The following is a 13,289-nucleotide window of genomic DNA, read 5'->3' on the forward strand; positions in this document are numbered from 1 at the left end:
ATGGCACCCTCAAAATAGGCGTACATCCTACCTGCTCTGACGGGCAAACAGCAGCCCGTCAGCGCCCGGCATCGTTCAATTGTGGCTCGTGCCCAGCAGGATCGGCGCAAACAACGGGCTCAGTCTGGCACTACCGACGTCCGAAAGATGATCCGCATCCTTGTACTGCGAGTGGCCGTCGACATCGATGGCGCAGAGCCCGTCCTTGCACATCAGCGGTGTCGGGTCGATGACATGCACGCCGGAATCGGCGGCGCTCATCGAAGCGAACAGGTCAGTGAAAAACTGCTGACGTGCCAGATGTTCACTGAGCGGACGACCAAGCCCTTCTGCCGAACGGCCGATCCGGGCCAGGCTGGTCAGGCGGTCGATGTAACTCTTGTGCTGCAGTGGCACTTCCTTGAACAGCCAGACTTGCACGCCGGACTCGCGCAACTCGGCCACACGCGCTTTGATAGCGGCAGCCATTCGTTGCTCTGCCTGGCGCGGGTTGTCTTTGCGATCAAGCAGGAACTGTCGATCCCCGTCGCCGTCTTCGCGGCCATAAACGTACAGACTCCAGTTTGCTGCCAGTACCACGTCCTTGATCCCCAGACTGATGACGCGTTCCATGTTGCGCTGGTTGAAGTCTTTGCACTGCGGGCGCAACGCATCATCGATGATCGGCGGGCACCCCGTCAGGCTGTACAGCCACACCGGCTGCACGTTGCGGCCAGTATTGCCCTCGATGGCCGGCAACAATGCGGCGGCGTGACTGTCGCCCCAGAACATTTTTGTCGCCGTAATACTTTGGTCACCGCCCACCAGGCAGGACTTGGTCAGCGCCTTGTCGGTGCTCAAGTGCATGCACTTCGACTGCCCGGCGTTCCACTCACGCGATTGTGCATACTCGAGCGCCTTGCCGCTGAGACGTTGCGGAACACCGTCTGCCGAGCGAATCACCGAACCGGTAATCGCCAGCACCGTGATCGACACCAAACCACCGACCAACACCGAGTTACGGCTGGCAAACACTCGCTTCTCACGAAACGGCAGTTCGATATACCGCAGGCTCAGCCACGCCAGGGCCAACGCCAAGGCCATCCAGCCGAGCGCTTCCAGCGGCTGGATGCCGTCGATGGAAATCGCGTTGGCATACACATAAACCGGCCAGTGCCACAGATAAAGCGAGTAAGAAAGCAAGCCAATCCAGACCAGAACCCGGACACTCAACAGACGACTGGCCCAGGTTGCGCCCTGTGCGCCAGACCAGATCAGCGCCGTTGTGCCCAGTACCGGCAGCAAGGCTGCCCAGCCCGGGAACACCGTGGTCTTGTCAAAAGTGAAAACGGCCACCAGCACCGCCGCCAGCCCGGCCAGGCCAATGGTCTGCCGCAGCCATGGCCGCGCGACGTGTTTCGGTACCGGCAACACCGCCAGCATGGCCCCGCAGAGCAACTCCCAGGCGCGGGTCGGCAGCGCGAAAAAGGCGAATTCAGGTCTGCGTTCGATGTAGAGGATGTTCAAACCGAACGACACCAGCAGCACCGCGAACAACATCCAGCGCCAATGCCGGACGTAGCGCATCAGCAACACCATCATCAGCGGGAAGAAAATGTAGTACTGCTCCTCCACCGCCAGCGACCAGGTATGCAGCAACGGCTTGAGTTCCGAGGCGGGCTGGAAGTAGCCGTCCTCGCGCATGAACAGAATGTTGGAAATGAACAGGGATTGGTAACGAATCGTGCGCCCCAGCTCTGCCAGGTCTTTGGCCGTCAGCAAAAGCCAGCCTAGTGCCAGCGTCACCACTACAACCACGGTCAATGCCGGCAGGATGCGCCGGGCGCGACGCCCCCAGAAATCGAGGAAGCTGAAGCGCTGCGCACTGATTTCACGGAACAGGATCGAAGTGATCAGGAATCCGGAGATGACGAAAAACACATCAACGCCGACAAAGCCGCCACTGAACGTATTGAATCCGAAATGAAACAGTACGACGGGTAAAACCGCCAGTGCCCGTAATCCGTCGATATCACGGCGATTGCCAAACGTGTGCATGAAAAACCTTACCTGATCTGGATACAAAATCCCTTGAAGGCGCGAAGTTATCAGCCGCGCAAACTTCAATCCAGATACAAATAATCCGGCACAAAAAAAAGCGCCCTTTCGGGCGCCTTTTTCAAACAGCTTTTCGTATCACTTGCGCTTCATCGACAAGAAGAACTCGTCGTTGGTCTTGGTCGTTTTCAGCTTGTCGACCAGGAACTCGATGGCGGCAACTTCGTCCATCGGGTGCAGCAGCTTGCGCAGGATCCACATGCGCTGCAGTTCGTCGTCGGCGGTCAGCAACTCTTCGCGGCGGGTGCCGGAACGGTTGATGTTGATGGCCGGGAAGACGCGCTTTTCCGCAATCTTGCGGTCCAGCGGCAGTTCCATGTTGCCGGTACCCTTGAACTCTTCGTAGATCACTTCGTCCATCTTCGAGCCGGTTTCAACCAGCGCGGTGGCGATAATGGTCAGCGAGCCGCCTTCTTCGATGTTTCGCGCAGCACCGAAGAAACGTTTTGGCTTCTCCAGGGCGTGGGCATCGACACCACCGGTCAGCACTTTGCCGGAGCTCGGGATCACGGTGTTGTAGGCGCGGGCCAGACGGGTGATGGAGTCGAGCAGGATCACCACGTCCTTCTTGTGTTCAACAAGGCGCTTGGCCTTCTCGATCACCATTTCGGCAACCTGTACGTGACGGGTCGGCGGTTCGTCGAAGGTCGAGGCAACCACTTCGCCGCGCACGGTGCGCTGCATTTCGGTCACTTCTTCCGGACGTTCGTCGATCAGCAGCACGATCAGATGAACTTCAGGGTTGTTACGGGCGATGTTCGCTGCGATGTTTTGCAGCATGATCGTTTTACCGGCTTTCGGCGGAGCGACGATCAGACCACGCTGGCCTTTGCCGATCGGGGCGCACAGGTCGATCACACGACCGGTCAAGTCTTCGGTGGAACCGTTACCGGCTTCCATCTTCATGCGCACGGTCGGGAACAGCGGGGTCAGGTTCTCGAAGAGAATCTTGTTTTTCGCGTTCTCCGGACGATCGAAGTTGATCGTGTCGACCTTGAGCAGGGCGAAATACCGCTCGCCTTCCTTCGGAGGGCGAATCTTGCCAACGATGGTGTCACCGGTGCGCAAGTTGAAACGGCGGATCTGGCTCGGCGAGACGTAGATATCGTCCGGGCCGGCCAGGTAGGAGGCGTCAGCGGAGCGCAGGAAGCCGAAGCCGTCCTGGAGAATCTCCAGCACGCCATCACCGGAGATTTCCTCGCCGCTTTTGGCGTGCTTTTTCAGCAGGGAGAAAATCACGTCCTGCTTGCGCGAACGGGCCATATTTTCTATGCCCATCTGTTCGGCCAATTCGAGCAGTTCGGTAATCGGCTTTTGCTTGAGTTCAGTCAGATTCATATAGGAATGACGTAATCATTTATGGAGGGGGGAAATTAAGCTTTTGGCTTAATGAGGCCGCGCCGCGGAGAAGGCGACAGGATCGCGAACTTATTCGAAAAGGAGTGCGTCGGCGACGGCTAGCAGGGGGCAGTGGAGAAACCAGTGCGGGGCCGAATGTACCACCTGAGTTTCGGAGCGTCTAGCCCTGAATACGCAAAAAGCCCCGCTAATTGCGGGGCTTTTTTTCAGGCACTTTACAGCGACGCTTAGATGTTGGCGTCGAGGAAAGCAGCCAGTTGCGACTTCGACAGGGCGCCGACTTTGGTCGCTTCAACGTTGCCGTTCTTGAACAGCATCAGAGTAGGGATACCACGCACGCCGTGCTTGGCCGGGGTTTCCTGGTTCTCGTCGATGTTCAGTTTGGCAACGGTCAGCTTGCCTTTGTAAGTCTCGGCAATCTCGTCCAGAACCGGAGCGATCATTTTGCAAGGGCCACACCATTCAGCCCAGTAGTCGACCAGTACAGCGCCTTCGGCCTTGAGTACGTCGGCTTCGAAGCTAGCGTCGCTAACGTGTTTGATAAGATCGCTGCTCATGGAATTCTCCAGGTTGTAAGCAAAAAAACGTGGCCCATCATATCCGCCCTTCCCCGGTTCAGGAAGCCGCAGATGATTGAGTCTTGCTATGGTGCCCCATGAGTTTGGGTATAGCTCAAGTCACGCCGTGGCGGGGGCGATGAAAGCGATTCCGGTGCGCAGTGCCGCGTTGCGCACGTGCTCCTGCATGGCTTTTTGTGCAGCGCCCGAGGCACGGCGAGCCAGTGCACGAAGGATCTTGCGGTGTTCCTGCCAGGTTTCCATGGCCCGTTCGGCGCGGATGAACGGTAGTTTCTGGCTCTCCAGGAAGATCTCGGCGCTGGCGGTGAGGATGCTCAGCATCGCTTGATTGCCGCTGGCCAGCAGGATTCGCCGGTGGAACTCAAAGTCCAGTTTTGCCGCTGCTTCGAAATCGCCAGCCTTCAACTGCTCGCGCATCGCCGCCACGTTGTCTTCCAGCACATCCAGATCGAACGTGCTCAGCGTCACCGCCGCCAGCCCGGCGGCAAAGCCTTCCAGTGCATAGCGAAGTTGAAAGATATCCAGCGGCGAGGCCTGCGCCGCGAACGACCAGCCTGGAGCATTCTCACCGCGCAACAACTCGACCGGTGACTGTACGAAAACCCCCTTGCCCGGCTGAATGCTGACCACCCCGAGGGCACTCAGCGACGACAACGCCTCACGCAACGAAGCGCGGCTGACGCCCAACTGCAACGCCAGATCCCGTTGTGACGGCAAGGCATCGCCCGCGCCAAAGCCCTGTTCGGTGATCAGTTTGCGGATCGCTTGCAGCGCCACTTCGGGTACCGCACGGGAGATCGAATTCATGGTTTTTCGGACGCGCCAGGCCAATGTGCGGCTAGTTGTAAAGCTATTCGCCGAGTCCGGCAAGTCGTGCCCCAGCGGGGTTCGGTGCGGCGGGCCGATGCGCCATGGCAGTGCGAAAAACAACCTGACTGTTCAGACCAGTAAGACCGAACAAACCCGCTGAAACTGCGGCCTGCCGGGACGAAATACGCGTATTGGCACGGCACATGCTCTGTCCGATCGCAGATTTAACTTCCCGCCGATCCGGAGATTGTCCATGACCAAGCGTTACAGCGCCCTCCTCGCCGCCCTGTTCTCCTCTCTGCTGCTAAGCCAAGCCCCTGCTCACGCCGACGGTCTCGACGATGTGGTCAAACGCGGCACATTGAAAGTTGCGGTGCCGCAGGACTTCCCGCCTTTCGGCTCGGTCGGCCCGGACATGAAGCCTCGTGGCCTGGACATCGATACGGCGAAACTGCTGGCCGATCAACTCAAGGTCAAACTCGAACTGACGCCGGTCAACAGCACTAACCGCATCCCGTTCCTGACCACCGGCAAGGTCGATCTGGTGATTTCCAGCCTCGGCAAAAACCCCGAGCGCGAGAAAGTCATCGATTTTTCCCGCGCCTACGCGCCGTTCTACCTCGCCGTGTTCGGCCCGCCAGACGCTGCGATCGCCAACCTTGACGACCTCAAAGGCAAAACCATCAGCGTCACCCGTGGCGCCATCGAAGACATCGAGCTGACCAAGGTTGCCCCCGAAGGCGTGACCATCAAGCGCTTCGAAGACAACAACTCGACCATCGCCGCTTACCTCGCAGGCCAAGTCGACCTGATCGCCAGCGGCAACGTGGTGATGGTCGCGATCAGCGAAAAGAACCCAAAACGTGTGCCGGCGCTGAAAGTGAAGCTCAAGGATTCGCCGGTCTACGTTGGCGTGAACAAGAACGAAGCGGCGCTGCTGGCCAAGGTCAACGACATCCTGACCACCGCCAAGGCTGACGGCGCTCTGGAAAAGAACTCGCAGACCTGGCTGAAAGAGCCGCTGCCGGCCGATCTCTGATCGACTGCGCGGGAGACTTTCATGGCTTATCAGTTCGATTTCATGCCGGTGCTGGAAAACACCGACCTGTTGCTGCGCGGCGCGCTGTTCACCCTTGAGTTGACGGCCATTGGCGCGCTGCTCGGGGTTGGCGTGGGCATTGTCGGGGCGCTGGTGCGGGCGTGGAATATTCGCCCGTTCTCGGCGATCTTCGGCGTCTACGTCGAGTTGATCCGCAACACGCCGTTTCTGGTGCAACTGTTCTTCATCTTCTTCGGCCTGCCGTCGCTGGGCGTGCAGATTTCCGAGTGGCAGGCGGCGGTGCTGGCGATGGTGATCAACCTCGGCGCTTACTCGACCGAGATCATCCGCGCCGGCATTCAGGCGATCCCGCGCGGACAACTGGAAGCCGCCGCCGCGCTGGCAATGACGCGCTTCGAGGCGTTCCGCCATGTGGTGCTGCTGCCGGCGCTGGGCAAGGTCTGGCCGGCCCTGAGCAGCCAGATCATCATCGTCATGCTCGGCTCGGCGGTGTGTTCGCAGATCGCCACCGAGGAGCTGAGCTTCGCCGCCAACTTCATTCAGTCGCGCAACTTCCGCGCTTTTGAAACCTACGCGCTGACCACGCTGATCTACCTGTGCATGGCGCTGCTGATCCGCCAACTGCTGAACTGGGTCGGCCGCCGCTACATCGCGAGGAGCAGCCAATGAGCGACTTCACCTTCTGGGACATCCTGCGCAACCTGCTCACCGGTCTGCAATGGACGCTGGCGTTGTCGCTGGTGGCGTTTATCGGCGGTGGCCTCGTCGGGCTGCTGATCCTGATCATGCGCATCTCGAAAAACCCTGTGTCGAGCAACATCGCCCGGACCTGGATCGAACTGTTTCAGGGCACGCCGCTGTTGATGCAGCTGTTTCTGGTGTTCTTCGGCGTCGCACTGGCGGGGCTCGAAATCTCGCCGTGGATGGCGGCGGCGATTGCTCTGACCTTGTTCACCAGCGCCTATCTGGCGGAGATCTGGCGTGGCTGCGTCGGATCGATCGCGAATGGCCAATGGGAAGCCTCGGCGAGTCTGGCGCTGAATCCCCTGGAACAGCTGCGCTACGTGATCCTGCCGCAAGCCTTGCGCATTGCCGTGGCGCCGACCGTGGGCTTTTCGGTGCAAGTGGTCAAAGGCACCGCCGTGACCTCGATCATCGGTTTCACCGAACTGACCAAGACCGGCGGCATGCTCGCCAACGCCACGTTCGAACCGTTCATGGTCTACGGCCTCGTCGCCCTCGGCTACTTCCTGCTCTGCTACCCCTTGTCCCTCAGTGCGCGCTACCTGGAAAGGAGACTGCATGCCTCTGCTTAGAATTTCCGCCCTGCATAAATACTACGGCGATCACCACGTGCTCAAAGGTATCGACCTCAGCGTCGAGGAAGGCCAGGTGGTGGCAATCATCGGCCGCAGCGGCTCGGGCAAATCGACCCTGCTGCGCACGCTCAATGGCCTGGAATCGATCAACGACGGCGTGATCGAAGTCGACGGCGAGTACCTCGACGCCGCCCGCGCCGACCTGCGCAGCCTGCGGCAGAAGGTCGGCATGGTGTTTCAGCAGTTCAACCTGTTCCCGCACCTGACCGTGGGTGAAAACGTGATGCTCGCGCCGCAAGTGGTGCAGAAGGTGCCCAAGGCCAAGGCTGCGGATCTGGCGCGCAAGATGCTCGAACGGGTCGGCCTGGGGGAGAAATTTGATGCCTTCCCGGATCGGTTGTCCGGCGGGCAACAGCAACGGGTGGCGATTGCCCGGGCGCTGGCAATGTCGCCCAAGGTGCTGTTGTGTGACGAGATCACCTCGGCGCTCGACCCGGAACTGGTCAATGAAGTGCTCGCCGTGGTGCGCCAACTGGCCAAGGAGGGCATGACGCTGATCATGGTCACCCACGAAATGCGCTTTGCTCGTGAGGTGGGTGACAAACTGGTGTTCATGCACCACGGCAAGGTGCATGAGGTGGGGGATCCGAAGGTGTTGTTTGCCAATCCGCAGACGGTGGAATTGGCCAACTTCATTGGTACGGTTGAAGCGACAGCCTGAAGGTTATTCAGGGACTTTAGCGACCCCTTCGCGGGCCAGCCCGCTCCCACAGGGTTCTGCGGCGGAACATGATTGTGTGTTCGACACAAAAACCTGTGGGAGCGGGCTCGCCCGCGATTGACCGCGCTGCGGTCTCAAGCTTTTCTGCGCTGAATCAACGGTTTCAACCGTGCGCGTTGGCGCCAGCGTTTGATCGTGGCACGATGTCGGGGTTATCGACCGAGACCCCCAGACCATGCCGCAATCCCAAGCCAAGAATCTGTCCCTGATCGCCGCAATCGACCTGGGCTCCAACAGCTTTCACATGGTCGTGGCCAAGGCCCAGAACGGCGAAATCCGCATTCTCGAGCGCCTGGGCGAGAAGGTTCAGCTGGCCGCCGGCATCGACGATCAGCGCCAGCTCAACGAAGAATCGATGCAACGTGGCCTCGATTGCCTCAAGCGTTTTGCCCAACTGATCAACGGTATGCCGCTGGGCGCCGTACGCATCGTCGGCACCAACGCCCTGCGCGAAGCGCGCAACCGCCTCGAATTCATTCACCGCGCCGAAGAAATCCTCGGCCACCCGGTGGAAGTCATCTCCGGCCGTGAAGAGGCGCGCCTGATCTATCTGGGCGTGTCGCACACCCTCGCCGACACCCCGGGCAAACGCCTGGTCGCCGACATCGGCGGTGGCAGTACCGAATTCATCATTGGCCAGCGCTTCGAACCGCTGCTGCGCGAAAGCCTGCAGATGGGCTGCGTCAGCTTCACTCAACGCTATTTCAAGGACGGCAAGATTACTCCGGCCCGCTACGCCCAGGCCTACACGGCGGCGCGACTGGAGATCATGAGCATCGAACACGCCCTGCATCGCCTGACCTGGGATGAAGCCATCGGCTCCTCGGGCACCATCCGCGCCATCGGCCTGGCGCTGAAGGCCGGCGGGCACGGCACTGGTGAAGTGAATGCCGAAGGTCTGGCGTGGCTCAAGCGCCGGCTGTTCAAACTCGGCGATGTCGACAAGATCGATTTCGAAGGCATCAAGCCTGATCGCCGGGCAATTTTCCCGGCAGGTCTGGCGATTCTCGAAGCGATCTTCGACGCCCTTGAACTGCAACGCATGGATCACTGCGACGGTGCGCTGCGTGAGGGCGTGCTCTACGACCTGCTAGGTCGCCATCACCACGAAGACGTGCGCGAACGCACCCTGACCTCGCTGATGGAGCGCTATCACGTCGACCTGGAACAGGCCGCGCGGGTTGAACGCAAAGCCCTGCACGCCTTCGATCAGGTGGCTGCGGACTGGGAACTGGATGACGGTATCTGGCGCGAACTGCTGGGCTGGGCTGCGAAAGTGCACGAAGTCGGCCTCGACATCGCCCACTATCACTACCACAAGCACGGCGCCTACCTGATCGAGCACTCGGATCTGGCCGGGTTCTCCCGCGAAGATCAGCAAATGCTCGCCCTGCTGGTGCGCGGCCATCGCCGCAACATTCCCAAGGACAAGTTTGCCGATTTCGGTGACGACGGCGACAAGCTGATCCGCCTCTGCGTGTTGCTGCGCTTTGCCATTCTGTTCCACCACATTCGTGGGACGCAGGCGATGCCGCAGGTGGTTTTGCATGCGAAGGGCAACACTCTGGATGTGGAATTCCCGGAAAACTGGCTGGATGAGAATCAGCTGACTCAGGCGGATTTCGGGCTTGAGGCGGATTGGTTGACGCGGGTTGGCATCGTCCTCACCGTCCACTGATAACCCTTGTGGCGAGGGGATTTATCCCCGATGGACTGCGGAGCAGTCCCAGCTTTTTTTGGGGAAAAAGACCGGGGCCGCTTCGCGCCCCATCGGGGATAAATCCCCTCGCCACAGGTGAGTGAACGGCAGGCACAAAAAAGGCGATCCCGTGGGATCGCCTTTTTTATGGGCTGAAGGTCAGCTGCTCACCGGCAAAATCGGGCTGCCCAACCGCTCCAGCAACGTCGCCTGCGCACTGCGCGGGTTCTGGTTGCCGGTCGGCGTGTTGCGGATATAACGACCATCCGACTGCAAGCTCCAGCTGTGAGTGTTGTCGGTCAGGTACAGCTCCAGCTCTTTCTTCACGCGGGTCAGCAGCTTTTTGCCTTCCACCGGGAAGCAAGTCTCGACGCGCTTGTCGAGGTTGCGTTCCATCCAGTCGGCACTGGAGAGGAACATCTGCTCCTCGCCGCCATTAAGGAAGTAGAACACCCGGGTGTGCTCAAGGAAGCGGCCGATGATCGAGCGCACATGAATGTTGTGCGAAACCCCGGCGATGCCCGGCCGCAGGCAGCACATGCCACGCACCACCAGATCGATGCGCACGCCGGACTGGCTGGCCTTGTACAGCGCGCGAATGATCTTCGGATCGGTCAGCGAGTTGAACTTGGCAATGATGTGCGCCGGTTTGCCTTCGACGGCGAACTGGGTTTCGCGGGCAATCATGTCGAGCATGCCCTTCTTCAGGGTAAACGGCGCATGCAACAGCTTCTTCATGCGCAGCGTTTTACCCATGCCGATCAACTGGCTGAACAGTTTGCCGACGTCTTCGCACAAGGCATCGTCGGAGGTCAGCAAGCTGTAGTCGGTGTAGAGCTTGGCGTTGCCGGCGTGATAGTTACCGGTGCCGAGGTGCGCGTAACGCACAATCTCGCCGGCCTCGCGACGCAGGATCAGCATCATCTTGGCGTGGGTCTTGAAGCCGACCACGCCGTAGATCACCACCGCGCCCGCTGCTTGCAGACGGCTGGCCAGTTGCAGGTTGGATTCTTCGTCAAAACGCGCACGCAGTTCGATGACCGCCGTGACTTCCTTGCCGTTACGCGCGGCGTCTACCAGCGCATCGACGATTTCCGAGTTGGCGCCGGAGCGGTACAGCGTCTGACGCACGGCCAGAACGTGCGGGTCTTTCGCCGCCTGGCGCAGCAGGTCGACCACCGGGGTGAACGACTCGAACGGGTGCAGCAGCAAAATGTCCTGCTTGCTGACCACGCTGAAAATGTTCTCGCTGTTTTGCAGCAGTTTCGGGATCTGCGGGGTGAACGGCGTGTATTGCAGCTCCGGATGACTATCCAGACCGGTGATGCTGAACAGGCGCGTCAGGTTGACCGGACCGTTGACCTGATACAGCTCGGTCTCGCTCAGGTTGAACTGCTTGAGCAGGTAGTCCGACAGGTGTTTCGGGCAGGTGTCGGCGACTTCCAGACGCACCGCGTCACCGTAACGACGCGAGAACAACTCGCCACGCAGGGCGCGGGCAAGGTCTTCGACGTCTTCGGAATCCAGCGCCAGGTCGGCGTTTCGGGTGAGGCGGAACTGGTAGCAGCCCTTGACCTTCATGCCCTGGAACAGGTCATCGGCGTGAGCGTGGATCATCGACGAGAGGAACACATAGTTGTCGCCGGCGCCGCCGACTTCTTCCGGTACCTTGATGATCCGTGGCAACAGGCGCGGTGCCGGGATGATCGCCAGACCGGAATCGCGACCGAAGGCGTCGATGCCTTCGAGCTCGACGATGAAGTTCAGGCTCTTGTTCACCAGCAACGGGAACGGGTGCGTCGGGTCGAGGCCGATAGGGGTGATGATCGGTGCGATCTCGTCGCGGAAATAGCGGCGCACCCAGGTTTTGATCTTGGTCGTCCAGTGGCGGCGACGGATGAAGCGCACCTGATGCTTTTCCAGCTCCGGCAGCAGGATATCGTTGAGGATCGCGTACTGACGGTCAACATGACCGTGGACCAGCTCACTGATCCGCGCCAGCGCTTGATGCGGTTGCAGGCCATCGGCGCCGGCCTGTTCACGGGCGAAGGTGATCTGCTTTTTAAGGCCGGCAACGCGGATTTCGAAGAATTCGTCGAGGTTACTGGAGAAGATCAGCAGGAACTTCAGCCGCTCCAGCAACGGATAGGACTCGTCCAGCGCCTGCTCCAGCACGCGGATGTTGAATTGCAGTTGCGAAAGCTCGCGATGGATATACAGGCTGCTGTCATCCAGGCCGGGAATCGCTATCACCGGTGCCGCCGCAGCAGGTTCGGTGACCGGCGCGGGTGGCGCAGGCTCCAGTTCCGGCGGGGTTTCGGTGATTTGCTCCACCACCGGCTGAGCTTCTTTTACTGCAACTTCTGTGAGTCCTTCGGTATTCATCGAATGTTCCTGGGAGGGCTATTTCTGCTCTCGTAACAATTGAGCGGCGCGGACAGCAAAGTAAGTCAGGATGCCATCAGCGCCGGCACGTTTAAAGGCGGTCAGTGATTCAAGAATCACCGCCTCGCTCAACCAGCCATTCTGGATCGCCGCCATGTGCATGGCGTATTCGCCGCTAACCTGATAGACGAAGGTCGGCACTTTGAAGGCATCTTTTACCCGGAAAAGAATGTCCAGGTACGGCATGCCCGGTTTGACCATGACCATGTCCGCGCCTTCAGACAAGTCCGCGCCGACTTCGTGCAGCGCTTCGTCGCTGTTGGCCGGGTCCATCTGATAGGAAGCCTTGTTTGCCTTGCCCAGGTTCGAAGCCGAACCCACGGCATCGCGGAACGGGCCGTAATAGGCGCTAGCGTACTTGGCTGAATAGGCCATGATCCGCACATTGACGTGTCCGGCAATCTCCAGCGCCTCGCGGATCGCCTGGATACGGCCGTCCATCATGTCCGACGGCGCAACCACTTGAGCGCCGGCCTCGGCATGGGACAAGGCCTGGCGGACCAGTGCGTCGACGGTGATGTCGTTCTGCACGTAGCCGTCTTCGTCGAGAATGCCGTCCTGACCGTGGGTGGTGAACGGATCGAGGGCGACGTCGGTGATCACCCCCAGTTCCGGAAAGCGATCACGCAACGCGCGGGTCGCACGCTGGGCGATGCCTTCAGGATTCCAGGCTTCGGCAGCGTCGAGGGATTTCAGTTCAGGTGGCGTCACCGGGAACAGCGCCAGCGCCGGAATCCCCAGCTCGACCCATTTCGCCGCTTCTTCAAGCAGCAGGTCGATGGTCAAACGCTCTACACCCGGCATCGACGCCACGGCTTCGCGACGGTTTTCACCGTCGAGCACGAACACCGGCAGGATCAGGTCATCGACCGTCAGCACATTTTCCCGCACCAGCCGACGCGAAAAATCATCACGGCGATTGCGGCGCAGGCGCGTGGCTGGGAATAAACGGTTGGCAGGGGTAAAGCTCACGGCAGACTCCTGAGCCCGCGCAAACGGGCGAGCGTGACAGTTATAGACGGCCATTATGACTAACAGATGACAGTTGTGTGAGACCCGTGACATGTAGCCGCATTCCATTCTCAGTGTAGGAATTGTTCACGTCGAGACACATTTCGACACTTTCATGAATGTGTCCGAA

General features: G+C 60.0%; 11 protein-coding genes. 5 read left to right on the plus strand and 6 right to left on the minus strand.

Going from position 1 to position 13,289, the window contains the following annotated elements; translation table 11 throughout:
* Positions 1 to 75: 75 nt before the first annotated feature.
* The 4 genes from KI231_RS28310 to KI231_RS28325 all read right to left on the minus strand — a co-directional run bounded on the left by KI231_RS28310 (position 76) and on the right by KI231_RS28325 (position 4,841).
* Positions 76 to 2,037: an acyltransferase family protein gene (locus tag KI231_RS28310; RefSeq protein WP_213026918.1), complete on the minus strand. Its 1,962-nt coding sequence runs from the start codon at positions 2,035 to 2,037 to the stop codon at positions 76 to 78.
* Positions 2,038 to 2,175: 138 nt separating this feature from the next.
* Positions 2,176 to 3,435: a transcription termination factor Rho gene (rho, locus tag KI231_RS28315; protein WP_003229334.1), complete on the minus strand. Its 1,260-nt coding sequence runs from the start codon at positions 3,433 to 3,435 to the stop codon at positions 2,176 to 2,178.
* Positions 3,436 to 3,683: 248 nt separating this feature from the next.
* Positions 3,684 to 4,013: a thioredoxin TrxA gene (gene trxA / locus KI231_RS28320; RefSeq protein ID WP_003206727.1), complete on the minus strand. Its 330-nt coding sequence runs from the start codon at positions 4,011 to 4,013 to the stop codon at positions 3,684 to 3,686.
* Positions 4,014 to 4,133: 120 nt separating this feature from the next.
* Positions 4,134 to 4,841, minus strand: coding sequence for a FadR/GntR family transcriptional regulator (locus KI231_RS28325; protein WP_213026919.1), 708 nt, complete (start codon positions 4,839 to 4,841; stop codon positions 4,134 to 4,136).
* A 256-nt stretch (positions 4,842 to 5,097) separates the two neighbouring features.
* Here KI231_RS28325 and KI231_RS28330 point away from each other — a divergent pair, with 256 nt between their 5' ends.
* The 5 genes from KI231_RS28330 to ppx all read left to right on the plus strand — a co-directional run bounded on the left by KI231_RS28330 (position 5,098) and on the right by ppx (position 9,682).
* Positions 5,098 to 5,883 carry a transporter substrate-binding domain-containing protein gene (locus KI231_RS28330; protein ID WP_103302521.1) on the plus strand — a complete coding sequence of 262 codons (786 nt, stop codon included), beginning with the start codon at positions 5,098 to 5,100 and terminating at the stop codon, positions 5,881 to 5,883.
* A 21-nt stretch (positions 5,884 to 5,904) separates the two neighbouring features.
* Positions 5,905 to 6,573, plus strand: a complete 669-nt coding sequence (locus KI231_RS28335; protein ID WP_213026920.1) for an amino acid ABC transporter permease — start codon at positions 5,905 to 5,907, stop codon at positions 6,571 to 6,573.
* Positions 6,570 to 7,220 (plus strand): amino acid ABC transporter permease, encoded by a 651-nt coding sequence (locus KI231_RS28340; RefSeq protein ID WP_213026921.1) that lies wholly within the window; start codon positions 6,570 to 6,572, stop codon positions 7,218 to 7,220. Before KI231_RS28335 ends, KI231_RS28340 begins: the two co-directional genes overlap by 4 nt.
* A complete protein-coding gene (locus KI231_RS28345; RefSeq protein WP_103302524.1) occupies positions 7,207 to 7,944 on the plus strand; it encodes an amino acid ABC transporter ATP-binding protein in 738 nt (245 codons plus the stop codon). The genes KI231_RS28340 and KI231_RS28345 overlap by 14 nt, the downstream gene beginning before the upstream one ends.
* Before the next feature lie 235 nt (positions 7,945 to 8,179).
* Positions 8,180 to 9,682 carry an exopolyphosphatase gene (gene ppx / locus KI231_RS28350; RefSeq protein WP_103302525.1) on the plus strand — a complete coding sequence of 501 codons (1,503 nt, stop codon included), beginning with the start codon at positions 8,180 to 8,182 and terminating at the stop codon, positions 9,680 to 9,682.
* Between the two features lie 180 nt (positions 9,683 to 9,862).
* Here the strand turns inward: ppx and ppk1 are convergent, their stop codons facing one another.
* Entirely contained in the window at positions 9,863 to 12,088 is a 2,226-nt protein-coding gene (gene ppk1 / locus KI231_RS28355) for a polyphosphate kinase 1 (RefSeq protein WP_103302526.1), read from the minus strand.
* A gap of 18 nt (positions 12,089 to 12,106) precedes the next feature.
* A complete protein-coding gene (gene hemB / locus KI231_RS28360; RefSeq protein WP_103302527.1) occupies positions 12,107 to 13,120 on the minus strand; it encodes a porphobilinogen synthase in 1,014 nt (337 codons plus the stop codon).
* Positions 13,121 to 13,289 lie beyond the last annotated feature (169 nt).

Source organism: Pseudomonas sp. Seg1 (assembly GCF_018326005.1).
Classification (GTDB): domain Bacteria; phylum Pseudomonadota; class Gammaproteobacteria; order Pseudomonadales; family Pseudomonadaceae; genus Aquipseudomonas.

What these genes read in the sequence shown, in the direction of transcription:
- trxA (WP_003206727.1), bottom strand. Translation starts at nt 4,013, where the DNA reads ATGAGCAGCGATCTTATCAAACACGTTAGCGACGCTAGCTTCGAAGCC.
- rho (WP_003229334.1), bottom strand. Translation starts at nt 3,435, where the DNA reads ATGAATCTGACTGAACTCAAGCAAAAGCCGATTACCGAACTGCTCGAA.
- KI231_RS28310 (WP_213026918.1), bottom strand. Translation starts at nt 2,037, where the DNA reads ATGCACACGTTTGGCAATCGCCGTGATATCGACGGATTACGGGCACTG.
- KI231_RS28340 (WP_213026921.1), top strand. Translation starts at nt 6,570, where the DNA reads ATGAGCGACTTCACCTTCTGGGACATCCTGCGCAACCTGCTCACCGGT.
- KI231_RS28345 (WP_103302524.1), top strand. Translation starts at nt 7,207, where the DNA reads ATGCCTCTGCTTAGAATTTCCGCCCTGCATAAATACTACGGCGATCAC.
- ppk1 (WP_103302526.1), bottom strand. Translation starts at nt 12,088, where the DNA reads ATGAATACCGAAGGACTCACAGAAGTTGCAGTAAAAGAAGCTCAGCCG.
- ppx (WP_103302525.1), top strand. Translation starts at nt 8,180, where the DNA reads ATGCCGCAATCCCAAGCCAAGAATCTGTCCCTGATCGCCGCAATCGAC.
- KI231_RS28325 (WP_213026919.1), bottom strand. Translation starts at nt 4,841, where the DNA reads ATGAATTCGATCTCCCGTGCGGTACCCGAAGTGGCGCTGCAAGCGATC.
- KI231_RS28330 (WP_103302521.1), top strand. Translation starts at nt 5,098, where the DNA reads ATGACCAAGCGTTACAGCGCCCTCCTCGCCGCCCTGTTCTCCTCTCTG.
- KI231_RS28335 (WP_213026920.1), top strand. Translation starts at nt 5,905, where the DNA reads ATGGCTTATCAGTTCGATTTCATGCCGGTGCTGGAAAACACCGACCTG.